The sequence below is a fragment of the Acidovorax sp. SUPP3434 genome, from assembly GCF_030159015.1.
Taxonomy (GTDB): domain Bacteria; phylum Pseudomonadota; class Gammaproteobacteria; order Burkholderiales; family Burkholderiaceae_C; genus Paracidovorax.
In genome coordinates, this window is the sequence record NZ_BQXL01000004.1 from 20,860 (window position 1) to 41,826 (window position 20,967).

Annotated in this window: 19 protein-coding genes and 1 riboswitch; of the genes, 11 read left to right on the forward strand and 8 right to left on the reverse strand. The window is 71.6% G+C overall.

Annotation, left to right across the window (positions count from 1 at the left end; translation table 11 throughout):
* Nucleotides 1-26: 26 nt before the first annotated feature.
* The 7 genes from AVKW3434_RS09060 to AVKW3434_RS09090 form a co-directional block, all read right to left on the reverse strand.
* Nucleotides 27-1,340, reverse strand: coding sequence for an FAD-binding oxidoreductase (locus AVKW3434_RS09060; RefSeq protein WP_284405573.1), 1,314 nt, complete (start codon nucleotides 1,338-1,340; stop codon nucleotides 27-29).
* Nucleotides 1,334-2,809, reverse strand: a complete 1,476-nt coding sequence (locus tag AVKW3434_RS09065) for a UbiA family prenyltransferase (protein WP_284405574.1) — start codon at nucleotides 2,807-2,809, stop codon at nucleotides 1,334-1,336. Before AVKW3434_RS09065 ends, AVKW3434_RS09060 begins: the two co-directional genes overlap by 7 nt.
* A gap of 186 nt (nucleotides 2,810-2,995) precedes the next feature.
* The gene (locus AVKW3434_RS09070; protein WP_284405575.1) at nucleotides 2,996-4,021 is read right to left on the reverse strand and encodes a YncE family protein; all 1,026 of its coding nucleotides are present in this window, start codon (nucleotides 4,019-4,021) and stop codon (nucleotides 2,996-2,998) included.
* 80 nt (nucleotides 4,022-4,101) lie between these two features.
* On the reverse strand, nucleotides 4,102-5,031 hold the full coding sequence (locus AVKW3434_RS09075; RefSeq protein ID WP_284405576.1) for a dihydrodipicolinate synthase family protein: 930 nt from the start codon (nucleotides 5,029-5,031) through the stop codon (nucleotides 4,102-4,104).
* An 11-nt stretch (nucleotides 5,032-5,042) separates the two neighbouring features.
* Nucleotides 5,043-6,215, reverse strand: coding sequence for an L-rhamnonate dehydratase (locus AVKW3434_RS09080; RefSeq protein WP_284405577.1), 1,173 nt, complete (start codon nucleotides 6,213-6,215; stop codon nucleotides 5,043-5,045).
* Nucleotides 6,216-6,245: 30 nt separating this feature from the next.
* Complete coding sequence (locus tag AVKW3434_RS09085; RefSeq protein ID WP_284405578.1) at nucleotides 6,246-7,292, reverse strand: 4-hydroxythreonine-4-phosphate dehydrogenase PdxA; 1,047 nt, start codon at nucleotides 7,290-7,292, stop codon at nucleotides 6,246-6,248.
* A 15-nt stretch (nucleotides 7,293-7,307) separates the two neighbouring features.
* Nucleotides 7,308-8,276 (reverse strand): Bug family tripartite tricarboxylate transporter substrate binding protein, encoded by a 969-nt coding sequence (locus AVKW3434_RS09090; RefSeq protein WP_284405579.1) that lies wholly within the window; start codon nucleotides 8,274-8,276, stop codon nucleotides 7,308-7,310.
* Between the two features lie 223 nt (nucleotides 8,277-8,499).
* Here AVKW3434_RS09090 and AVKW3434_RS09095 point away from each other — a divergent pair, with 223 nt between their 5' ends.
* The gene (locus tag AVKW3434_RS09095) at nucleotides 8,500-9,255 is read left to right on the forward strand and encodes a class I SAM-dependent methyltransferase (RefSeq protein WP_284405580.1); all 756 of its coding nucleotides are present in this window, start codon (nucleotides 8,500-8,502) and stop codon (nucleotides 9,253-9,255) included.
* A 105-nt stretch (nucleotides 9,256-9,360) separates the two neighbouring features.
* The gene (locus tag AVKW3434_RS09100) at nucleotides 9,361-10,434 is read left to right on the forward strand and encodes a peptidoglycan-binding domain-containing protein (RefSeq protein WP_284397188.1); all 1,074 of its coding nucleotides are present in this window, start codon (nucleotides 9,361-9,363) and stop codon (nucleotides 10,432-10,434) included.
* 88 nt (nucleotides 10,435-10,522) lie between these two features.
* Here AVKW3434_RS09100 and AVKW3434_RS09105 read toward each other — a convergent pair whose 3' ends face one another.
* Nucleotides 10,523-12,523 carry a carboxylesterase family protein gene (locus AVKW3434_RS09105; protein ID WP_284405581.1) on the reverse strand — a complete coding sequence of 667 codons (2,001 nt, stop codon included), beginning with the start codon at nucleotides 12,521-12,523 and terminating at the stop codon, nucleotides 10,523-10,525.
* Between the two features lie 280 nt (nucleotides 12,524-12,803).
* Nucleotides 12,804-13,038: riboswitch (cobalamin riboswitch) on the forward strand.
* Between the two features lie 132 nt (nucleotides 13,039-13,170).
* Between AVKW3434_RS09105 and cobM the strand changes: the two genes are divergently transcribed.
* Genes cobM through AVKW3434_RS09150 form a run of 9 tightly spaced genes read left to right on the forward strand, consistent with a single transcriptional unit; the run spans nucleotide 13,171 to nucleotide 20,966 of the window.
* On the forward strand, nucleotides 13,171-13,992 hold the full coding sequence (gene cobM / locus AVKW3434_RS09110) for a precorrin-4 C(11)-methyltransferase (protein ID WP_284405582.1): 822 nt from the start codon (nucleotides 13,171-13,173) through the stop codon (nucleotides 13,990-13,992).
* The gene (locus tag AVKW3434_RS09115) at nucleotides 13,989-15,011 is read left to right on the forward strand and encodes a sirohydrochlorin chelatase (protein WP_284405583.1); all 1,023 of its coding nucleotides are present in this window, start codon (nucleotides 13,989-13,991) and stop codon (nucleotides 15,009-15,011) included. The genes cobM and AVKW3434_RS09115 overlap by 4 nt, the downstream gene beginning before the upstream one ends.
* Nucleotides 15,008-15,703: a precorrin-8X methylmutase gene (locus tag AVKW3434_RS09120; RefSeq protein ID WP_284405584.1), complete on the forward strand. Its 696-nt coding sequence runs from the start codon at nucleotides 15,008-15,010 to the stop codon at nucleotides 15,701-15,703. The genes AVKW3434_RS09115 and AVKW3434_RS09120 overlap by 4 nt, the downstream gene beginning before the upstream one ends.
* Nucleotides 15,700-16,809 carry a cobalt-precorrin-5B (C(1))-methyltransferase gene (locus AVKW3434_RS09125; protein ID WP_284405585.1) on the forward strand — a complete coding sequence of 370 codons (1,110 nt, stop codon included), beginning with the start codon at nucleotides 15,700-15,702 and terminating at the stop codon, nucleotides 16,807-16,809. The genes AVKW3434_RS09120 and AVKW3434_RS09125 overlap by 4 nt, the downstream gene beginning before the upstream one ends.
* A 44-nt stretch (nucleotides 16,810-16,853) precedes the next feature.
* On the forward strand, nucleotides 16,854-18,179 hold the full coding sequence (gene cbiE, locus AVKW3434_RS09130) for a precorrin-6y C5,15-methyltransferase (decarboxylating) subunit CbiE (protein WP_284405586.1): 1,326 nt from the start codon (nucleotides 16,854-16,856) through the stop codon (nucleotides 18,177-18,179).
* On the forward strand, nucleotides 18,176-19,027 hold the full coding sequence (gene cobI / locus AVKW3434_RS09135; RefSeq protein WP_284405587.1) for a precorrin-2 C(20)-methyltransferase: 852 nt from the start codon (nucleotides 18,176-18,178) through the stop codon (nucleotides 19,025-19,027). Before cbiE ends, cobI begins: the two co-directional genes overlap by 4 nt.
* Complete coding sequence (locus AVKW3434_RS09140; protein ID WP_284405588.1) at nucleotides 19,024-19,821, forward strand: cobalamin biosynthesis central domain-containing protein; 798 nt, start codon at nucleotides 19,024-19,026, stop codon at nucleotides 19,819-19,821. The genes cobI and AVKW3434_RS09140 overlap by 4 nt, the downstream gene beginning before the upstream one ends.
* On the forward strand, nucleotides 19,818-20,255 hold the full coding sequence (locus AVKW3434_RS09145) for a cobalamin biosynthesis protein (protein ID WP_284405589.1): 438 nt from the start codon (nucleotides 19,818-19,820) through the stop codon (nucleotides 20,253-20,255). Before AVKW3434_RS09140 ends, AVKW3434_RS09145 begins: the two co-directional genes overlap by 4 nt.
* Nucleotides 20,256-20,303: 48 nt before the next feature.
* Nucleotides 20,304-20,966 (forward strand): energy-coupling factor ABC transporter permease, encoded by a 663-nt coding sequence (locus AVKW3434_RS09150; protein ID WP_272566245.1) that lies wholly within the window; start codon nucleotides 20,304-20,306, stop codon nucleotides 20,964-20,966.
* The last annotated feature ends 1 nt before the right edge of the window (nucleotide 20,967 follow it).

Below are 20,967 nucleotides of genomic sequence, written 5' to 3' on the forward strand. Positions count from 1 at the left end.
TGTGGTCTTGGGGAAAAAGCCGCAGGTCAGTCGCCCATCAGGCGCCGCGACATCGCGGACCGGATGTTCGGGTCGCGGTACGGAAGGAATTGGGCGAGCTTCGGGTAGCCGGCCTCGAACAGGGCGCGCGGCATGCGCGCGTCCTTGGCGGGGTACAGGCGCCCGCCGGCCTCGGCCACGACGGCATCGAGCCGCTCGAACAGCCGCAGCGTGCGCTCGCCGAGGTTGGGAAAGTCGAGCGCCAGCGTGACGCCCGGCTGCGGAAAGCTCAGCAGGCCCACCGATTCGCGGTCGCCGAAGGTCTTGAGCACGCCCAGAAAGCTGCCCTGGCCCGACGCGGTGATCTCGCGCAGCAGGGCGCCCACGGCATCGGGGCCGTGCGGGCGGGGCACCACGCACTGGTACTGGTAGAAGCCCCGGCGGCCGTAGATGCGGTTCCATTCCTGCAGGTTGTCCAGCGGGTAGGAGAACGGTTCGTAGTGCTGCAGCGCGCGGCCGGCGCGGCGACGGTTCAGGTGGTAGTACGCCGCGTTGAAAGGGCGCAGGCTCAGGCGGTTGACGAGCGAGACGGGCGGCGCGAACGGCACGGTGCGCTGGCGGTCCTTCGGGGCGGGGCCGTGCTGGGATTCGGGCGCGGCGGCATTGGCGCGCAGGAAGATGCCTCGCGTGCCGCCGGCCCGGGCGCCCGAGAGGCAGTCGATCCACGAGACGGTGTGTTCCCAGCCCGCCTCGGAGGCATCGGCCAGGGCGAAGAACTCGCCCAGCGAGCCGTAGGGCAGGGTCTCGGTGTCCAGCCACGCGCCGGGCACCCGCCGCAGCCGCAGCGTGGCCTGAGTGACCACGCCGGTCAGGCCCAGGCCGCCCACCGTGGCGGCGAACCAGTCGGGGTGCAGCTGGGGGCCGCAGCGGATCGACAGCCCGTCGGTGCGCAGCAGCCGCAGTTCCTGCACATGGTCGCCGAAGGAGCCCTGCACATGGTGGTTCTTGCCGTGCACGTCGTTGGCGATGGCACCGCCCACGGTGGCCAATTGGGTGCCCGGGGTCACGGGCAGCATCCAGCCGCGCGGCACGAAGGTGCGCTGGATGTCGCGCAGCAGCATGCCTGCCTCGCAGGTCAGGTCGCCGGTGGCTTCGTCCCAGGCGATGAAGCGGTCCAGCCCGCGCAGCGACCACAGCGCGCCGCCGGGGTTCAGGCACACGTCGCCGTAGCTGCGGCCCATGCCGAACGCCAGCCCGTGCTGGCCGGGCTCGCGCGGCAGGTGCGCCAGCGGCCGTTCGGCCAGGATGCGCAGATCGTGGTCGTCGGCGCTCAGGCGGCCCCAGGAGCGCACGGCTACCACGGCAGTCCCAGGGCGGCGGCGACCATCGCCAGGCTGAACAGCGCGCCCGCGGCCAGGCTGGCGCGGTCCTTGAAGGCGAAGACCAGCGGGTCGTCGTGCATCTGCCCGCGCACCGCGCGCAGCCACATCCAGCTCACCCAGAACACCATCACGGGCACGGCGGCCCAGATCATCTCCGGCGCGCGGTACATCAGCAGCACCGATTCGCTGTTGAGGTACAGCGCCAGCACCACCACGGCCGTGTAGCCGGCGGCGATGCCCAGGTTCTGCACGATGGGTGCGTCCGAGGTGAGGTAGCCGCGCCCGTGCGCCTGCGTCTTGCCTGCGGCCTGCTGCACCATCAGCTCGGCATAGCGCTTGACGAAGGCCAGCGACAGGAAGAGAAAGCCCGAGAACGCCAGCAGCCAGAACGACAGCGGCTGCGTGATGGCGTAGGCGCCCGCAACGATGCGCAGCGTGTAGAGCACGGCCAGCGCGATGCAATCGACCAGCACCCAGCGCTTGAGCGCCAGCGAATACGCCCAGGTGATGGCGAAGTACCCCAGCAGCCAGCCGAAGAACCCCTGGCCCACCTGCCAGGCCAGCGCGAAGCTCGCCGCCGTGAGCACCGGCACCAGGGCCACGCCCTGCCAGGCGGCCAGCGCGCCCGAGGCGAAGGGCCGCAGGCGCTTGCGCGGGTGCCGGCGGTCGCTCTCCAGATCGAGCAGGTCGTTGGCCACGTAGACCGACGAGGCGCACAGGCTGAAGGCCAGGAAGGCCACCAGCAGCAGGCCCCAGGCCTCGCCGTCGGCCACGCGGTGGGCGGCCACCAGCGGCACGAACAGCAGCAGGTTCTTGAGCCACTGGTGCAGCCGCAGGGCCTTGCGCCAGGGCTTGAGGCCCGCGGGCTCGCGGGGAAAGCGTTCGGCCACGTTGCCGTGCGCCTCGGCCCGCCGGGTGACGGCGCCCGAGGCATTGACCACGATGGCCGAGCGCGCGGCCTGCCACACCGGCACGTCCGCCTGCGAGTTGCCGGCGTAGTCGAAGCCGCGCTCGCCAAAGGCCTGCACCAGCGCGGCGGCCTTGGCCCGCCCGGCGAGGTTGGTGGCGCCATCGCTGGCCATCACCTGGTCGAAGCACCCCAGGTGGGCGGCGATGGCCTGCGCCACCGAGCGGTCGGAGGCCGTGCACAGCACGGTGCGCCGCCCGGCCGCGTGCTGGTTGCGCAGCCACTGCACGAACGGCACGTTGTAGGGCAGCGTGGCCACGTCCATCTGCACCCGCTGGCCGATCGCCTGCTTGAGCGCCGCCTTGCCCCGCGCCAGCCACACGGGCAGGGCCAGCACGCGCCACGGCCCGTCCCGCAGCAGCTGCAGCGACGATTCGTGCAGCATGTCCGTCAGGATGAGCGTGCCGTCCAGGTCCACCACCAGGGGCGGTTCCGAGGACGGGCCCGGGGTGGGCAGGGACGAATCGAGGGGCGGGCGCAAAAGGAACCTTTGTTGGGATGGCGTGATGGGGAGGCGCGGCGCATGTGTAACGCTCTGTGCGCAATGGCAACAGGACATTGTAGAAGCCGCCATCCACGCCGCCGGCACCGGCGTCCCGGCGTTACACCTGCCCGCTCGGGTGTGGCGAAGATGCCGCAGCCCGCGCCCGCCACCCCCCCGCCGCGCTCAGCCCTGCAGCGTGTACGACACGTCCGGTTCGCGCTGCGTGGCGATGAAGCGCTCGAACCGGCGCGATTCCAGGTGGAAGACCCCGACCCGGTTGTTGTCCTGGCTCACGAAGGCCCAGGGCCGGGTGGGATGCAGGCTGATCGCGATGGGGCGCGCGTCCATGGGAATGTGGGCCTGCTCGGCGAGCGTCGCCGGGTCCACGATGGACAGGCTGCGGTCGCCATAGTGGGACACCAGCAGCCGGCCGTCGCGGCAGCGGTAGATGCGCGTGGGGTCGTTGCGCGCGGGCGCGCTGCGCACGACCTTCATGGTGGCCGTGTCGATGGCGCACAGCGTGTTGCTCCAGCGGCAGGTGACGTACAGCGTGCGCTCGTCGGCGCTGAGCGCATTGCCCTCGGGCTTGTCGCCGGGCACGCAGGCCACGGGCGCGAACGCGGCGTCGTGCGGCTTGAACTGCGTCACCGAGTGCGTGAGCAGGTTCATCGCGTAGGCCGTCTGGCCGTCCCGGGTGAGCGCGAACAGGTGGCTCTTGATGCCGCCCACCGGCACCGCGCGCCGCACGGCGGTGTCGGTCTCGGGCCGGTCCAGCACGGCCAGCTGCGCGCGGTCCTCGCTCAGCACGTAGAGGCGGCCCGACTGGTCCATCTGGATGCCGTGCAGGCGGTTGAACGGCGCCAGGTCGATGGTGCGCGCCAGCGTGCGCGTGGCCAGGTCGATCTGCAGCACGCTGGTGCCGCCCGGGCCCGGGTGGCCCGAGGTCTCCACGCCGTAATGGCCCACGTAGGCGTAGCGCTGCGCGGCGTCCACCACGAATTCGTGCGGGAACGGGGGCAGGGCGATGGTGTGCAGCCGCTCGCCGCTGGCGATGTCGTAGTGGCTGATGCAGTGGCTCGATTTCTCGATCAGCAGCAGCACCTCGCGCGGCGCGCGCCCCGCCGGGGCCTGGGCGAGGACCGTGGCCGGCCCCAGGGTGGATGCGGCCAGCGAAAGGCCGGCGGTCTTCAGAAGCTCCCGACGTTGCATGGTGGTGGTCTCCCTTGGTGTGGATCGAACAGCGCCCTGGCGGTCGCGCGGCGGGCGCATCGCCGCTTTTCTTGCGCGCTTCAGCGCCCCCAGCGCAGCACCAGCGGATCGAGCCGCCGCGCGATGCCGATGAGCTGGCGGCGCACCTCGGGGTGCATCGGCGGCCAGGGCGCGCGCGGCGCCTCGCAGGCGATCACGCCGCCTTCCTTCATGAGCGCCTTGGCGGCCAGGAAGCCCGCCTGGCGGTTCTCGTGGTTGATGAGCGGCAGCCAGCGCTGGTAGTGGGCGAAGGCCGCGTCCGCATCGCCCTGCCGATGCGCCTCCAGGATGGGGCGGATGCCGTCGGCAAAGCCCGCGCCGGTCATGGCGCCGGTGGCGCCGGCCTCCAGGTCGGCCAGCAGGGTGATGGCTTCCTCGCCGTCCCACGGGCCTTCGATGGCCTCGCCGCCCAGGGCGATCAGCTCGCGCAGCTTCGTGGCGGCGCCGGCCGTCTCCATCTTGAAGTAGCACACCTGCTCGATCGTCGTCGCCATGTCGGCCAGGAAGGCGGGCGACAGCGGCGTGCCGGCCGCCGGTGCGTCCTGGACCATGATGGGAATGCCGATGGCGTCCGACACGCCCTGGTAGAAGGCGCGCACCGGCGCCTCGCCGAAGCGGAAGGTGGCGCCGTGGTAGGGCGGCATGACCATGACCATCGCCGCACCCATGTCCTGCGCGCGACGGCTGCGGGCGGCGCAGACGGCGGTGCTGGTGTGCGTGGTGGTGACGATCACCGGCACGCGGCCGGCGACGTGCTCCAGCGCGGTGCGCGTCAGCACCTCGCGTTCGTCGTCCGACAGCAGGAACTGCTCGGAGAAATTGGCCAGGATGCACAGGCCGTCCACGCCCGAGTCGATCATGAAGTCCAGGCAGCGCCTCTGGCTGGCCAGGTCCAGCGTGCCGTCTTCGTGGAACGGGGTGGGCGCGACGGGGAAGATACCGCGGTAGCGGGGGTGGGAGAGACTGGCCATGGGACGCCGCCTTACTCGATGATGTCGAACTGGTCGAGGTATTCGGTCTTGAGCGAAAGGCCCAGGCCCGGCACGTCGTCCTGGAGCTGCAGGAAGCCGTTCTCCGCGATGGGCTCGCCGTCGAAGAGGTACCAGAACAGCTCGTTGCCCACCTCCACGTCGAAGATGGGAAAGTACTCCGCCATGGGCGAGGCCAGCGTGCTCATGGTCAGGTGGTAGTTGTGCATCTGGCCCGCGTGCGGAATCACCGGCACGGAATGCGCTTCGCACAGCGCGTTGATCTTGTGCGCGGCGGTGATGCCGCCCACCCGGTTGGTGTCGTACTGCACGACGCTCACGGCTTTTTTGTCGAGCAGCTGCTTGAAGCCGTACAGGCCGAACTCGTGCTCGCCGCCCGAGATGGGGATGATGTTCATCGCGTTCAGTTCGGCATAGCCGTCGATGTCGTCTGCGATCACGGGTTCTTCCAGCCAGCGCGGCTCGAACTTCGCGAGCTTGGGCAGCATGCGCTTGGCGTATTCGAGGTTCCAGCCCATGTAGCACTCGAGCATCAGGTCGGTGTCGTAGCCGATGACTTCGCGGATGGCTTCGACCGATTTCAGGTTCTCTTGCACGCCGTGCTGCAGGTGCGCGGGGCCGTAGCCGAAACGCATCTTGAAGGCCTTGAAGCCCTGGTCGAGGAAGGTTTGCGCCTCGTCCTGCATCGCCTTCAGGTCGGTGCGGTAGAGCTTGCTGTAGTAGCAGGGGATCTTCTCCTTGGTGCGGCCGCCCAGCAGCTTGAACACGGGCTTGTCCACGCTCTTGCCCAGGATGTCCCAGATCGCCAGGTCCACCGCCGAGATCGCCGCCATGGCCACGCCCTTGCGGCCCCAGGCGTGCGTGCTGCGGTACATGCGCTGCCACAGGTACTCGTAGTCCCACGGGTCGTGCCCGATGACCAGGGGCGCAAGATATTCGTCGATGATGGCCTTGGCGATCTTCGGCGCCAGCGCCACGTTGCCGAGGCCCACGATCCCGTCGTCGGTCTCGATCTCGACCACCGTCCACGCATGGAAACGGAAGGTGCTCATGCTCTCGGATGGCGAATACAGCAGGTCCATGGCGTTGGAGCAGAAGTGGCCCTGCGGCGGCACGGTCTGGCCCTTCCACTGGAACACGCGGGCGCGGACGGATTGGATTTTCATGGTGGAGTCTCTGAACGGAGGGAGTGGGATTCAGGCCGCGGCCAGCGCCTTGGCGCGCTGCGTGCTGCCCATGCGGCAGGCGATCTGGAAGGCCTGCCAGGTCGCCTCCACGCTGGCCCGGCCCTGGCCGGCGATGTCGTAGGCCGTGCCGTGCGCGGGCGTGGTGATCGGGATCGGCAGGCCGCCCTGCACCGTGACCCCGCGCGAGAAGCCCAGCAGCTTGATCGCGATCTGGCCCTGGTCGTGGTACATGGTCACGATGGCCTGGTACTCGCCCGCCTGCGCCTTCAGGAAGATGGTGTCGGCCGGGAACGGGCCATGGAAGGGCGCTGGCGTGGGCCAGTCGCGCGCCTGCAGCGCCTGCACGGCGGGCGCGATGGTGTCGATCTCCTCGCGCCCGCACACGCCGCCATCGCCGCCGTGCGGGTTGAAGGCGGCAATGGCCACCTTCGGTGCCGCGACGCCGCTGGCCAGCAGCGAGCGGTAGATCAGCTCTGCCGCCTGCTGGATGCGCTCCACGCTCAGGTAGCTCGCCACGTCCTTGAGCGGCACGTGCGAGGAGATGCGCGAGGTCCACAGGTCGCCCAGCGTGTTGAACTCGCAGAAGTAACCGGTCACGCCCAGATACCGGGCGAAGTGGTGCAGCTCGTCCTCGTGCTGCATGCCGCCGATCTTCATGGCCTGCTTGTTCAGCGGCGCAAAGCAGATGGCGTCGATGTCGCCGGCCAGCGCCGCGTCCATGCAGCGGTCCAGCACCTGCAGCACCGAGCGGCCCCCGGCCCCCCCGGCGCGGCTGCGCTGCACGTCGGCCGGGGCCACCGTGTCCAGGGCCAGGAAGGCGGGCCGGGTGGTGCCGGCGCGGCCCCGCACATCGGCCAGCGCACCCACGGCATCGGTCGCCACCTGCACGCCGGCGATGCGCTGGCCGTCCTCCCACAGCCAGGGGTCGCCCACCAGCACGGTGTTGGCCCGCTGCGCGGTTTCGGGCCTGGCGAGCAGGCGGGCGATGAGTTCGGGGCCGATGCCGGCGGGGTCACCGAGCGTGAGGGCCACCACGGGGCGGTCTTGCGTGTTCATGGGCGGCTTGTCCTGCTAGTCGATGCGGATGTGGTTCTTGCGGATGAGGTCGCCGTAGCGCTTGAACTCGGCGTTCTGGAAGGCGATGAACTCGGCCTGCGAGATCGGCTTGAGTTCGGCCCCGACGGCGCCCAGGCGGGTCTGGGTCTCGGGCATGGCCAGCACCTCGTTCACCGCGTCGTGCACCTTCTGCTGCACCGCCTTGGGCGTGGCGGCAGGCATGTAGATGCCGTACCAGGCGCTGATGTCCACCTGCGGCAGGCCGGCCTCGGCCATGGTGGGCACCTGCGGCAGCTGCGGGTTGCGCTGCGGCGTGGTCACGGCCAGGGCGCGCATCTTGGCGGACTTGATCTGGCCCAGCACCGAGGGCATGGTGTCGAAGCTCATCTGCACCTGGCCACCCACCAGATCGACCAGCGCGGTGCCGCTGCCCTTGTACGGCACGTGCATCAGGTCGATGCCGGCCGCGTCCTTGAACATCTCGGCCGCGATGTGCTGCGTGCTGCCCGCGCCGCTGCTGGCGAAGTTGATGGTGCCGGGCGCTTTCTTCGCCAGGGCCACCAGTTCCTTCACGGATTGCGCTGGCAGGGCGTTGGTCACCACCAGCACGTTGGGCACCGCGCCCACGAAGGCCACCGGCACCAGGTCGCGGTTGTTGTCGTAGGCCAGCTTCAAGAGGTGCGGGGCGATGGCGTGCGCGGTGACCACGCCCATCACCATCGTGTGGCCATCGGTGGACTTGGCGGTGGCATCGGCCGCCAGCGTGTTGGAGGCTCCCGGGCGGTTTTCCACCACCGTGGGCTGCTTGAGCAACGGGCCCAGCCGGTCGGCCACGGCGCGGGCCATGGCGTCGGTGCCGCCGCCGGGGGCCGAGCCCACCAGGATGCGGACGGGCCGGGTCGGCCATTCCTGGGCGCTGGCGCTCAGGGGGATGAGGACGGCGGCGGCCAGGGCCAGGCCGGGCAGGGGGATGCGGCACCACATGGTTTGTCTCCTGTTGTATGCATGCCCATGGACCGGGCATTGAGGGGCATCCTATGGCGCGGCCTGCGGGCCGTAAATTGAAATGAAATGATGGATTGATATCCATTGGTTATCGTTTCCGGTCGCGTGTGGATGCCACCGGAATGGGGGCCTGCGGTTGAATGCCCCGCGCGCGGCTCACTAAACTCGGCGCTGCTCCCTCCCCACCGGATTCCCACCCTCCATGCACCGACTGCCCTGGCCCCTGCCCGCCCTCCTGGCCTGGGCCGCCGCATGGCTGGCGTACCTGGGCCTGCAGGGCCGGGTGGCGCCGGTGGCGGCGCTGATCGCGGCCTGCGCCGTGGGCACCGCGGCCAGCGTGCTGGGCACGGGGTGGTGGCGCCGCGGGCTGATCGCGGCGGGGTTTCCGCTGTCGCTGGCGCTGTCCGGCGCGGCCAGCGTGCCGGCCTGGGCCTGGCTGGTGCCGCTCGCGCTGCTGCTGCTGGTGTATCCGCTCAACGCCTGGCGCGATGCGCCCCTGTTTCCCACGCCACACGATGCGCTGCTCGGCCTGGCCCGCGCGGTGGCGCTGCCGGCGGGCGCGCGGGTGCTGGACGCCGGCTGCGGCCTGGGCGACGGCCTGCTCGCCCTGCGCCGCGCCTACCCGCAGGCGCGGCTGGCGGGCGTGGAGTGGAGCCGGCCGCTGCGACTGCTGTGCGCGCTGCGTTGCCCGTGGGCCGAGGTGCGTCGGGGCGACCTGTGGCGCGCCGATTGGAGCGGCTGCACGATGGTGTATTTGTTCCAGCGCCCCGAGAGCATGGCCCGCGCCTTGGCCAAGGCGCAGGCGGAAATGGCGCCGGGCACCTGGCTCGTCAGCCTGGCGTTCGAGGTGCCGGGGGCCACGCCGCATGCCCGGCTGCCGCCGGACGGCGGGCATGCGGTGTGGATCTACCGCATGGGCGCCGCGCCGGTGGCCGGCCGCCCGGCCGCGGCGCTATGATCCGTCGCTGCCCCTGGCAGGCCGGGCGTTCCGGCCGACGCCCTTGCTCGCGCCCTTTCGCCGCAAGGTGGCGTCTCCACCCTTTTCCCTGAGAGGTACCCTCCAATGTCCAAGAAGACCTTGCCACTGCTGGCCGCCGCCTGTGCCGCCGTCCTGCTGACGGGCTGCGAAACCACCAACATGAAGATGGGCAGCGCCGAGTCCAAGACGGTTGCCACCGGCGCGGCCGCGGGCGGTGCCACGGCCAACGAAAGCAGCGACCTGCAAAAGTGCGCCTCGCCCCTGGGCACCGTGTCGCTGGTGGAAAACCAGCAGGCCGGCTGGTACACCATCCTGCGCAACGAATACCGCCTGCCGCCCACGGCCAACCTGCTGCGCCTGCTGATCCAGCAATCGAACTGCTTCATCGTGGTGGAGCGCAGCGCTTCGGGCATGACGGCCATGGACCGCGAGCGCGCGCTCATGCAGTCCGGCGAAATGCGCGGCGGCAGCAACTTCGGCAAGGGCCAGATGGTCGCCTCCGACTACGGCCTGTCGCCCGAAATCGTGTTCTCCAACAGCGATGCCGGCGGCATCGGCGGCGTGCTGGGCGGGCTCATCGGCGGCGGCAGCGGCCGGGCCATCGGCGCCCTGGGCGGCGGGCTCAAGACGCGCGAGGCCAGCGCCATGCTGACCCTGGTGGACAACCGCTCGGGCGTGCAGATCTCGGCCTCTGAAGGCAGCGCCTCCAAGAGCGATTTCGCCGGCTTCGGCAGCCTGTTCGGCGGCTCGGCCGGCGGCTCGCTGGGCGGCTACCAGAACACGGCGCAGGGCAAGGTGCTCACCGCCGCGTTCATGGACGCGTACAACCAGATGGTCGTGGCGCTGCGCAACTACAAGGCGCAAAGCGTGCAGGGCCAGGGCCTGGGCGGCGGTGGCCGCCTGGGCGTGGACGGCGGTGCCGCACCGTCGCAGACCCGTGCCGGAGTTCCCGCGCCCGCAGGGGCCCCGGCCGGCGCCCCTGCCATGTCGGTGCGCGAGGCGCAGGAGCGCCTGAACGCCCTGGGCTACAACGTGGGCACGCCCGATGGCGCTGCCGGCGCCCGCACGGCCACCGCGCTGCGCAACTTCCAAAAATCGAAGGGCCTGCCGATCACGGGCCGCGTGGACGCCGCCACGGCCGACGCGCTCTCGCGCTGAAGCCAAAAGCGCGAAGGGGACCGCAGGCCCGCGCCTGCCCGTCCCCTTTTGCGCGGCGCCGGGCTCCGGCGCCGCCATGCCACCCCGGTCACTGCCCCCCGATGGGCGCCACCGTGTTCCACAGCGCGGTGCAGTGGGCCGCCGAATCGATGGACGATGCCGGGAGGCTGCTGGGGCTGCCCGCGGTGCTCCATTGCGAAAGCGAGGAGGACAGGCCGGCATAGGGCGTCCAGGCCGTCGGCAGCTGCGCGCCGCTGGCGGCCACCGGCGTCCATGGCACCGGGCTGGCGGGGCTGTTCACGAAGCTCGCCCAGGCGGCGGCCATGGTCTGGGCCAGGGCCTGGTCGGCGGGCGGCGGCGGCTGGCTGCCCCGGGTGTACACCGCGTAGGCCGTTCCCAGGGTGTTGAACACATAGGGCAGTTCGTTGCCGTGGCAGACGTTGCCGTCCTGGCCCGGTGCGCAGGCCGCGACTTCCGTGGGCGGCTTGCCGGCGCTGTAGAGGTCGATCAGCGGCGGCTGGGCGAACAGGTAGCCGAAGGCCGGCAGCGCGGGGCTCGCCTGCGCGTTGCGGGCGGCCGCCCGGTTCGCCATGGCCAGGTTGCCGCAGCGGAACGCGAAGTCGTTGATCACGCCGGACAGCGTCGCCGCCGTGCCGTTCATGTAGCTCGGCGCGGGCCGGGTGGGCGCGCGGTACGGGAAGACCGGCTGGCCCTGCACCGTGGTGCTGTAGCCCAGAATGGTCTTGGCGTCGTCCGGCCAGACCATCGACACCAGCTTGCCATTGAAGAACAGGGGATCGAGAACCAGCCCCAGCTTCAGGAAGGCCAGGTTGGCGAAGACGGCGCCCTCGTCGCGGTTCACGCCGAAGACGAAGGGCTTGGGCGGCATCGAGGCCGTGGCGGACACCGCGTTGTAGCCGGCCAGGGGCTGGCCCACGATGACCTTGCCGTCCACGGTGGGCGACCACGGCAGGCCATCGTTGACCTGGGGCGACGCCTGGGCCAGAAGCCCCACCAGCGGGCGCGTGGCGGCCTCGCGTTCGGCGGCGGCGAGGGCCTTGGGGTTGCCGGCCTTGCCCCGGGTGCCAAACAGCTGGCCCGCCTGGGCCGCGACGATCTGCGCCGGCGTGGCCTTCAGCAGGATGGGCTTGCCCGCGAGGCACCCGCCCACCTGGGTGCACAGGGCATCGCGGAACAGGCTTCCTATGCCTTGCGCCTGCGCGGGCGTGCGGTACACCGAGCCCACCGGGTTGCTCTCCATGATGGCTGCCTGAAAGCGCGTGGCGCTGTCCGGTGCCGAGAACAGGTGCAGCCCCGCCGACATGGCCCCGGCGCTCTCGCCCGCGACCGTCACCCGGGTGGCATCGCCCCCGAAGGCGCCGATGTACTTCTGCACCCAGTCCAGCGCTGCCTGCTGGTCCAGGATGCCGAAATTGCCCTGCAGCGGTCCCCCGACGGTGGGGTTTTCCACTGCGTTGTCGAGGGCCAGGAAGCCCAGCGCTCCCAGGCGGTAGTTGATGGTGACGACCACCATGTCGCCCGCCGCCGCGAGGTACGAGCCGTCGTACAGGTTGCCCACCGTGGCGCCCTTGGCGCTGTCGTACAGCGGCAGGTAGCCGCTGCCCTCCACGAACGCGCCGCCGTGGATGAAGAACAGCACCGGCCGCTGGGCCGGCGCGCCGATGGCCGACTGCGGCGTGAAGACGTTCAGGTACAGGCAGTTCTCGCTCTGCGCGCTGGTGGGAAGGTTCGGCCGCGCGGCCTGCGGGCAGAACGGGCCGGCGGCCGTCTGCGCCACGTTGCTGCCGGCCGGGACCGTCGCCGCCGGGGGCTGGAACCGCGCGGCCGTCGCGTACTGGATGCCCAGGTAGGCGTTCACCGGCACCGGGGCCGATGCGCCCGCGGGGGTGACGGGCGTCTGCAGCCCGCACAGCGTGGGCGCCGCGGGCGCGCCGGCGATGGTGACGGTGGTGCCGCTCGCGCAGGCCGGTGCCGTGGCGGCCGCGGCCATGTTCGGGGCGCCCAGGCACAGCAGGGCAGGGGCCGCCAGCGCCAGCAGGGCGCGTCGGGCGGAAGGGGGTCGTCGCATGGAAATCTCCCTCTCTTGTTCGATGGATCGGTGTGTCGCGCCCCCCGGGCGGGGGGCGGTTCCATTCTTGGAGAAAGCGCGGGCCCCGGGCCGCCGCAGCGCCTGAAGCCTTCTGAATCGTTCTGGGGTGGCGGTGCCGGCCCAGGGTGCCGCGTGCAAGGCGTTACCTGCGGTCACAGCTCCTTGGAATCCTTGGCCTGGCCTGCCATGTTTGCTATTAAAAAAATAGCTACCAAGGCATGTTTCACTAGGGCGTGAGGCCTGAAAGGCTTGCAATCGATCTATACTCCCGCCCGTTGGTGCTCGCGCGGTCATTGCGACCGCGCAGTTAAACGGGAACCAGGGAGGGCGCGTCCGGCACGGACCGCGCCCCAACCTGGGCTGCCCCCGCAACGGTAAGCGAAAGAAGGCCTCGCCTTCACCCCGTGGAATCGTGCCCACTGGATGCCTCGGCATCTGGGAAGGGCCCACGGGTTTTCGCCAGCCCGGAGACCGGCCGACAGGGGGCCGCGCGCCCCAAGGCACAGGCCTTGGAGCGCGCGGCCCATTTCACGGAACCTGCGGGGAGGCAGGGGTCCGGGCGAATGCATTCCTGTGGTCCCCATGCAAATCTTCTCTGTGCTGGCGCGTGCGCCAGCCCCGCGGCCATGACGCCGGGCACCGTCTGGTTCGTCGGCGCCGGGCCGGGCGATCCCGAGCTCATCACCGTCAAGGGCCGCGCGCTGATCGAGCGCGCCGGCGCCATCCTGTTCGCGGGCTCGCTCGTCAACGAAGCGGCCACGCGCTGGGCCCCGCCCGGCTGCACCATCGCCGACAGCAAGGACATGACGCTGCCGCAGATGGCGGCGTGGCTCATCCTGCAGGCGCAAAAGCACGACACCGTGATCCGCCTGCAGACGGGCGATCCGGCCCTGTACGGCGCGCTGATCGAGGTGGTGCAGCCGCTGGACGCCGCGGGCGTGCCGCTGCGCGTGGTGCCGGGGGTGTCCTCGGCCATGGCCTCGGCCGCGGCGGCGGTGGAGAGCTTCACCCTGCCCGAGGTCACGCAGAGCGTGATCTTCACCCGTGTGGAGGGCCGCACGCCCATGCCGCCGGGCGAGTCGCTGGCCGAGTTGGGCCGCCACCACTGCACGCTGTGCATCTTTCTGTCGATCACGCTGTTGCACAAGGTGCAGGCCGGGCTGCGCGAGGCCGGCTGGGCCGACGACGCGCCCCTGCTCGTGGTGCACAAGGCGAGCTGGCCGGGCGAGGAGCTGATCGTGCGCGGCACGCTCGCCGACATCCGCGACCGCTGCCGCGAGGCCCAGGTGGTGAGCCAGGCCATGGTGATCGCCAGCCCCACGCTGGGCGCCCGACAGTGGACGGAGCTGGCCAAGTCCAAGCTGTACGACCCCACCTTCACGCACCGCTTCCGCCGGGCGAGCGAGCCCGCCCGCCTCACCCAAACCCCCTTGGAGCGTGCCCCATGAACACCACCATCCTGCTGATCGGCCATGGCTCGCGCGAGCCCGAGGGCAACGACGAGATCCACGCCTTCGTGGCGCAGTGGCGCGCGCGCCAGCCGGCCTGGCGCATCGAGGTGTGCTTCATCGAGTTCGCGCCGCCCGGCCTGCACGACGGCCTGCTGCAGGCCGCGCAGGGCAGCCAGCGCGTGCTGGTGCTGCCGCTCATCCTCAACGCGGCGGGCCACGTGAAGATGGAGATCCCCGAGGCCATCGAGCATGCGCGCGCGCACTGCCCCGGCGTGGCGTTTCTCTATGGCCCGCACCTCACGGCGTGCGAGCCCATCCTGGCCATCCTGCAGCGCCAGCTGCGCCAGTGCATGAACGCGCTGGACATGCCCGACCCCACCACCACCGGCGTGGTGCTGCTGGGCCGGGGATCGTCCGACCGGCAGGCCAACGGCGACGTCGCCAAGATGGCGCGCTGGCTGCAGGAAGACGGCCACCATGAACTGGTCGAGATCGCCTTCACCGGCATCACCTGGCCGCGCCTGGAGCGCGTGGTGCAGCGCCAGGTGCTGCTGGGCATGAAGCAGATCGTGGTGCTGCCGTACTACCTGTACACCGGCACGCTGATGCAGCGCATCGGCCGGCAGGTGGCGCACCTGCGCGCGCAGTACCCGCAGGTGCGCTTTGCGCAGTCGCTGCACTTCGGCCTGGAGCGCGAGATCTTCGAGTTGCTGGAGGGCCGCGTGGCCGACCTGCTGGAGGGCGCCCCGGGCAGCCTGCTGCCCTGCGACGGCTGCAAGTACCGCGAGATCGCGCACGACCTGGGGCACGGCCACAGCCACGAACACACGCACGCACCGGCGGCGGCGCCCGCGCCGACCCCCGAGGCCGCGGTGGCCCTCGCCGCGGCCGGGGCGCCGGTGCACCGGCACGTGCACGCCCCGCACGGGGCCGACCATGCCCATGGCGCGGCGCACCCGCACCCGCACCCGCACCCGCACCCGCACCCGCACCCGCACGAGACCGCCACGGCATGAGCACCGTCAACACCGTCACCGAGCAGCTCACGCGCGCCGGCCAGGCCATCGAGCACGACAGCTTCGCCATCATCGACGCCGAGGCCGGCCCGCACCCCTACACCGCGGCGCAGTGGCCCATCGTGCGCCGCATGATCCACGCCAACGCCGACTTCGAGTTCAACGGCCTGACCGACTTCCACCCGAAGGCGGTGGAGGCCGGCATCGCCGCCTTGCTGCGCGGCGGCGCGCCCGTGGTGGCCGACGTGGAGATGATCTGCTCGGGCCTGTCGCAGCCGCGCCTGGCGCACTTCGGCATGCGCACGCACCAGTTCATCAGCGACGCCGACGTGATCGCCCAGGCCCAGGCCGAGGACACCACGCGCGCGGTGCAGGCCATGCGCAAGGCGCACCGGCTCGGGCTGCTGCAGGGGGCCGTCGTCGGCATCGGCAACGCGCCCACGGCGCTCATCGAACTGGTGCGGCTGATCCGCGAGGAGGGCGTGCGCCCCGCGCTCGTGGTGGGCATGCCGGTGGGCTTCGTCTCCGCCGCCGAGTCCAAGGACCTGATGGCCGGCGTGGACGCCGTGCCGTGGATCGTCATCCGCGGCCGCAAGGGCGGCTCCACGCTGGTGGTGGCCGCGCTGCACGCGCTGCTGGCGCTGGCCGAGGCCCGCCAGAAGGCCGCGACGCCGGGAGCGCCGTCGCCATGATGGAAAAGACCGTGCGCCGTGGCACGCGCACCGGCTTCACCACCGGGGCGTGCTCGGCCGCCGCCGCGCGCGCCGCCGTGTTGGGCCTGGTGCACGGCAGCGTGCCCGAGGCGGTGGACTGCCTGCTGCCCAACGGCGATGTGGTGCGCTTCACCGTGAACGACGGCCGCTGCGACGGCCAGGCCGCGCACGCCATGGTCATCAAGGACGCGGGCGACGACCCCGACTGCACCGACAAGGCCCACCTGACCGCCGACGTGCGCGTGCTGCCCGGCGATGCCGGCGCGGTGCGGCTGGCGGGCGGCTTCGGCGTGGGCACCGTCACCATGGCCGGCCTGGGCCTGGCGGTGGGCGGCCCGGCCATCAACCCGGTGCCGCGCCAAAACATCGAAGAGAACGTGCGCGCCGTGGGCGAGGCGCTGCTCGCCCATGCGGGGCTGGAGGTCACCATCTCCGTGCCGCAGGGCGTGGACATGGCCAAGAAGACGCTCAACGCGCGCCTGGGCATCCTGGGCGGCATCTCCATCCTCGGCACCACCGGCATCGTCAAGCCCTACTCCACCTCGGCCTACCGCGCGAGCGTGGTGCAGGGCGTGCAGGTGGCGGCCACGCTGGGCCATGGCGTGGCGGTGCTCACCACCGGCGGGCGCACCGAGCAGTTCGCCATGAAGGAGCGCACGCAGCTGCCCGCCGCCTGCTTCGTGCAGATGGGCGACTTCCTGCGCTACGCGCTCGACGAGGCCGTGGCCCAGGGGCTGCGCGAGGTCGTCATCGGCGGCATGGTGGGCAAGCTCACCAAGATCGCCCAGGGCGAGACCATCACCCACGCCAACCGCGCCGAGGTCGACACGCAACTGCTGGCCGAACTGGCCGCCGGCATCGGCGCGCCGGCCGACGTGTGCGCCGAGATCGCCGCCGCCGAGACCGCGCGCTTCGCCGCCGAGCGCATGGAAGCGCTGGGCCTGGCCGCACCCTTTCACGCCGCGCTGGCCCGCGCGGTGGTGGACACCCTCATGGCCCCCGACCGCTACGGGGGCCGCTTCCAGCTCCAGGTGCTCGTCTGCGACTTCGACGGCCGCAAGATGGCCGAGGCCTGCTCTGCATGAATGCCCCCGACACCGTGACCGCCTTGACCACTGCCCCGACCGCCATGCCCGACCCCCAACCCTGCCGCATCATCGGCGTGCTCGACGACGGCGCGGCCAGCCTGGGCGCCACCGCACTGGCCCTGCTGCGCCGCGCCGACCTGGTGGTGGGCGGCACGCGCGCGCTCGCGCTGTTCGAGGACGACATCGCTCCCGGCGCCACGCGGCGCGACCTCACGGGGCAGCTCTCCGCCGTGCCCGGCTGGATCGCCGCCGCGCGCGAGGCGCAGCAGGCCAGCGTGGTGCTGGCCACGGGCGACCCGCTGTGCCACGGCATCGCCAGCTACCTGGCCTCGCGCCTGTGCATCGAGGCCATCGAGGTGATTCCCAACGTCTCCACGCTGCAGCTGGCCTGCGCCCGCCTGGGGCTGGCCTGGCAGGACGCGCGCATCGTCTCGGTGCATGCCAGGGATGCGGGCGAGTGGCAGCAGGGCGCGGCGCCGTCGCACGGCCTGTATGCGCTGGCGCAGGCCGTGCGCGCGCACGACCGGCTGGCGGTGCTCACCAGCCCCGACAACACGCCTGCGCGCATCGCCCGCCTGCTGGTGGCCGAGGGCCTGCAGGACGACTTCCAGCTCAGCGTGGCCGAGCGCCTGTGCACGGCCGACGAGCGCGTGTGCGCCGACCTGGCGCCGGCCGACGCGGCGCAGCAGGCCTTCGCCGACCCCAACGTGGTGCTGCTGGTGCGCACGCGCCATCGGCCCGCGCCGGTGCGCTTCGGCCTGCCCGATGCGGCCTACCACCAGCGCCAACCGGACAAGGGCCTCATCACCAAGCAGGAGGTGCGTGCCGTGTCGCTGGCGCGCCTGCAGCTGCGCGCCGACAGCCGGGTGTGGGACATCGGCGCGGGCAGCGGCTCGGTGGGGCTGGAGGCCGCGCGCCTGTGCCCCCAGGGCCATGTGTGGGCCATCGAGAAGAACGAGGCCGATGCGGCCATCGCGCGGCAGAACGTGCAGGCCTTCGGCGTGTCCAACCACACGCTGGTGCACGGCAAGGCGCCCGAGGGGCTGGATGCGTGGCCCGACCCGGACGCCGTCTTCATCGGCGGCTCGGGCGGCGAGCTGGCCGAGCTGATCGCGCTGTGCCTGGAACGCCTGCGCCCGGGCGGCTGGCTGGTGATGAACTTCGTCACGCTGGAGAACCTGGCCGCTTCCACGCAGGCCCTGCAGGCCGCGGGTGCCGCGTGGGACGTGCTGCAGCTGCAGGCCGCGCGCAGCAAGCCCATCCTGCACATGCACCGCATGGCCGCCGAGAACCCGGTGTGGATCGTCTGCGCGCAGGCCGTGGGCACGGAGGCCCCGGCAGCGGCGGTGGTGGAGGAGGGCGCATGACCGATACGACCCCGTCCAGCGCCGCCCTGGGCCGCCTCATCGGCGTGTCGCTCGGCCCCGGCGACCCCGGCCTCATCACCCGCGCGGCCTGGGCGCAGCTGCAGCGCAGCGATGCCGTGTGGACCTACCCGGCCCGCAGCACCAAGACGCCCAGCTACGCCTTCGACATCGTGCAGCGCGCAGGATTGACGCCGCCCGCCACGCACCAGACGCTGCTGTTCCCCATGACGCACGACGGCGACAAGCTCGCCCGCGCCTGGGCGCGCGCCGCCGCCGCCGTGCTGCCCTGGCTGCAGGCCGGGCAGGACGTGCTGTTCCTGGTGGAGGGCGATGCCAGCACCTATGCCACCTTCGGCCACCTGGCGCGCACCGTGCGGGCGCTGGATGCGCGCATCGAGGTGCCTGTGATCGCGGGCGTGAATGCCTTCACCGCCGCCTGTGCCGCGCGCGGCATGCCGCTGGCCGAGCAGGACGACACCGTCGCCATCGTCCCCGCCGCCTACGGCGTGGGCGCGGTGGACCGCCTGCTGCCCGACTTCGACACCCTGGTGCTCATGAAGGTCAAGCCGCTCATGGACGAGCTCATCGACTGGCTCGTGCGGCGCGGGCTGCTGCCGCACACGCAGTTCATCGAGCGCGTGGGTGCGCCCGACGAGCGCTGCGTGAACGGCCCAGACCTGCCGGCCCTGCGCGGCACCAAGGTCAGCTACCTCTCGCTCATGGTGGTCAAGAACCCGCACCGCATCCGCGGCGAGCGCATCAAGGGCTGCCTCAAGAAAACTTCGCCCACTGCGCCGCTCACCGGCGCCCTGGGCCTTCCACTTGCCGAAATGGAGGCAGACGAATGAATTCCCCCACCGCCACCCCCGCCGTGGTGCTCTCCGCGCCCGCGCAGCCGCTGGAGGCCGTGCGCGTGTGCCTCGTCGCCATCACCCGCCACGGCGCCGCGCAGGCCGCGCAGCTGGCCCGCGACGTGCCGCAGGCCCATGTGTGCACCGCGGCCAAGTTCGCCAGCGCGTTCGAGGGCCTGCCCAACACCGTGCGGGCCTACGAAGGCGCGCTGCGCGACGAGATCGCGCCGCTCTTCGCCGCCTACGACCAGCTGGTGTTCTTCGTCTCGCTCGGCGCCGTGGTGCGGCTCATCGCGCCGGTGCTGAAATCCAAGGACGAGGACCCCGGCGTGACGGTGGTGGACGACGCGGGCCAGTTCGTGATCCCCGTGCTGTCGGGCCATGTGGGCGGCGCCAACGACTGGAGCGAGCGCATCGCCGCGCTGATCGGCGCCACGCCCGTGCTCACCACCGCGTCGGACGTGGGCAAGACCATTCCCGTGGACATCCTCGGGCGCCACCTGGGCTGGCGCGTGGAGGCGCCCAAGATCAACATCACGCGCGTGTCGGCCCACGTCGTCAACGGCGAGCCCATCGCCGTGGTGCAGGAGGCCGGCCGCCGCGACTGGTGGAACCGCCCCACGCCGCTGCCCGCCAACATCGCCTGCTTCGACCGCCTGGACGATGTCGACCTGGCGCACTACCGGGCCGTGCTGTGGGTCACCCATGCGCCGGTGCCGCCCGAGCAGTGGCAGGCCCTGCAAGAGCGCCTGGTGGTCTACCGCCCGCCGCTGGAGGGCGCTGCGGCATGACGGCGGCACCCGGCACCGGTGGGCTGCGGCTGGCCATCGGCCTGGGCTGCGACCGCGGCACGCCCGAGGCCACCGTTCAGGCCTGCCTGCTGCAAGCCCTGGCGCAGGTGCCCGCCGACCTGCGCCACGTGGCTGCCGCCGCCAGCATCGCCGCCAAGGCCGACGAGGCCGCCTTTCTCGCATTGGCGGCGCGCCACGGCTGGCCGCTGCAGTGGTACACCGCCGCGCAACTGGCGGCGGTGCCCGTGCCCAATCCTTCGGCCACGGTGCTGCGCTACATGGGCACCCCGTCGGTCAGCGAGGCCGCGGCGCTGCTGGCGGCCGGCGCCGCGCACGATGCATCCGCCCTGCTGGTGGAAAAGCACCGGCTGCGCGGCGAAGACGGCCGCAACGCCACCGTGTCGATCGCGCGCATGGCGCACGCGGCCGGCTGATCCCTTCGTTCCGATTTTTCCCCTTCTTCACCCCAAAAGGTTCACACCATGCACATCGAAATCGGCATCCTTTCGCAGGACAAGATCGCTTTTGCCTCCGTCGCCGCCACGGCGCTGCTGGGCGCGCACGCGCTGCCCCTGCTCAAAAGCCCCACCGCCTGGCTGCGCACGGTGCTGGCGGCCTTCTTCTTCAGCGTGCTCATGCAGGTCTGGCACATGCCCGTGGGGCCGTCGGAGCTGCACTTCGTGGGCGCCATGCCCATCTACCTGCTGTTCGGCTTCATTCCCACGCTGTTCGGCTTCGGGCTGGGGCTGCTGGCCCAGGCCCTCGTGTTCGAACCGCAGGACCTGGCGCACCTGGCCATCAACTTCCTGAGCCTGGCCGTGCCGCTGGTGGCCGTGCACCACGGCCTCGGAAAGCGCATGCAGCGCATCAGCGTGGCCAACGTGCTCAAGCTCGACGCCATGTACTACGCCGGCGTGACGCTCATGGTGGGCTTCTGGCTGTCCATCAGCAGCGATGCGGCGCCCGTGGCCGACTGGGCGCTGTTCGCCGCGTCGTACCTGAGCCTCGTGGCGGTGGAGCCGCTGCTCACCATCGGCATCACGCTGGGCGCCGCCCGCCTGCGCGGCCGCCGCTGGCTGGCCGCCTGCATCGACGAGCGCACGCTGCAGCGCGTCGCATCTCCCGCCCCGGCGGCCGCTGCGTGAG

Coding starts and splice junctions, on each gene's coding strand:
- AVKW3434_RS09070 (WP_284405575.1), bottom strand. CDS start 4,021: ATGCAACGTCGGGAGCTTCTGAAGACCGCCGGCCTTTCGCTGGCCGCA.
- AVKW3434_RS09075 (WP_284405576.1), bottom strand. CDS start 5,031: ATGGCCAGTCTCTCCCACCCCCGCTACCGCGGTATCTTCCCCGTCGCG.
- AVKW3434_RS09080 (WP_284405577.1), bottom strand. CDS start 6,215: ATGAAAATCCAATCCGTCCGCGCCCGCGTGTTCCAGTGGAAGGGCCAG.
- AVKW3434_RS09085 (WP_284405578.1), bottom strand. CDS start 7,292: ATGAACACGCAAGACCGCCCCGTGGTGGCCCTCACGCTCGGTGACCCC.
- AVKW3434_RS09090 (WP_284405579.1), bottom strand. CDS start 8,276: ATGTGGTGCCGCATCCCCCTGCCCGGCCTGGCCCTGGCCGCCGCCGTC.
- AVKW3434_RS09095 (WP_284405580.1), top strand. CDS start 8,500: ATGCACCGACTGCCCTGGCCCCTGCCCGCCCTCCTGGCCTGGGCCGCC.
- AVKW3434_RS09100 (WP_284397188.1), top strand. CDS start 9,361: ATGTCCAAGAAGACCTTGCCACTGCTGGCCGCCGCCTGTGCCGCCGTC.
- AVKW3434_RS09105 (WP_284405581.1), bottom strand. CDS start 12,523: ATGCGACGACCCCCTTCCGCCCGACGCGCCCTGCTGGCGCTGGCGGCC.
- cobM (WP_284405582.1), top strand. CDS start 13,171: ATGACGCCGGGCACCGTCTGGTTCGTCGGCGCCGGGCCGGGCGATCCC.
- AVKW3434_RS09115 (WP_284405583.1), top strand. CDS start 13,989: ATGAACACCACCATCCTGCTGATCGGCCATGGCTCGCGCGAGCCCGAG.
- AVKW3434_RS09120 (WP_284405584.1), top strand. CDS start 15,008: ATGAGCACCGTCAACACCGTCACCGAGCAGCTCACGCGCGCCGGCCAG.
- AVKW3434_RS09125 (WP_284405585.1), top strand. CDS start 15,700: ATGATGGAAAAGACCGTGCGCCGTGGCACGCGCACCGGCTTCACCACC.
- cbiE (WP_284405586.1), top strand. CDS start 16,854: ATGCCCGACCCCCAACCCTGCCGCATCATCGGCGTGCTCGACGACGGC.
- cobI (WP_284405587.1), top strand. CDS start 18,176: ATGACCGATACGACCCCGTCCAGCGCCGCCCTGGGCCGCCTCATCGGC.
- AVKW3434_RS09140 (WP_284405588.1), top strand. CDS start 19,024: ATGAATTCCCCCACCGCCACCCCCGCCGTGGTGCTCTCCGCGCCCGCG.
- AVKW3434_RS09145 (WP_284405589.1), top strand. CDS start 19,818: ATGACGGCGGCACCCGGCACCGGTGGGCTGCGGCTGGCCATCGGCCTG.
- AVKW3434_RS09150 (WP_272566245.1), top strand. CDS start 20,304: ATGCACATCGAAATCGGCATCCTTTCGCAGGACAAGATCGCTTTTGCC.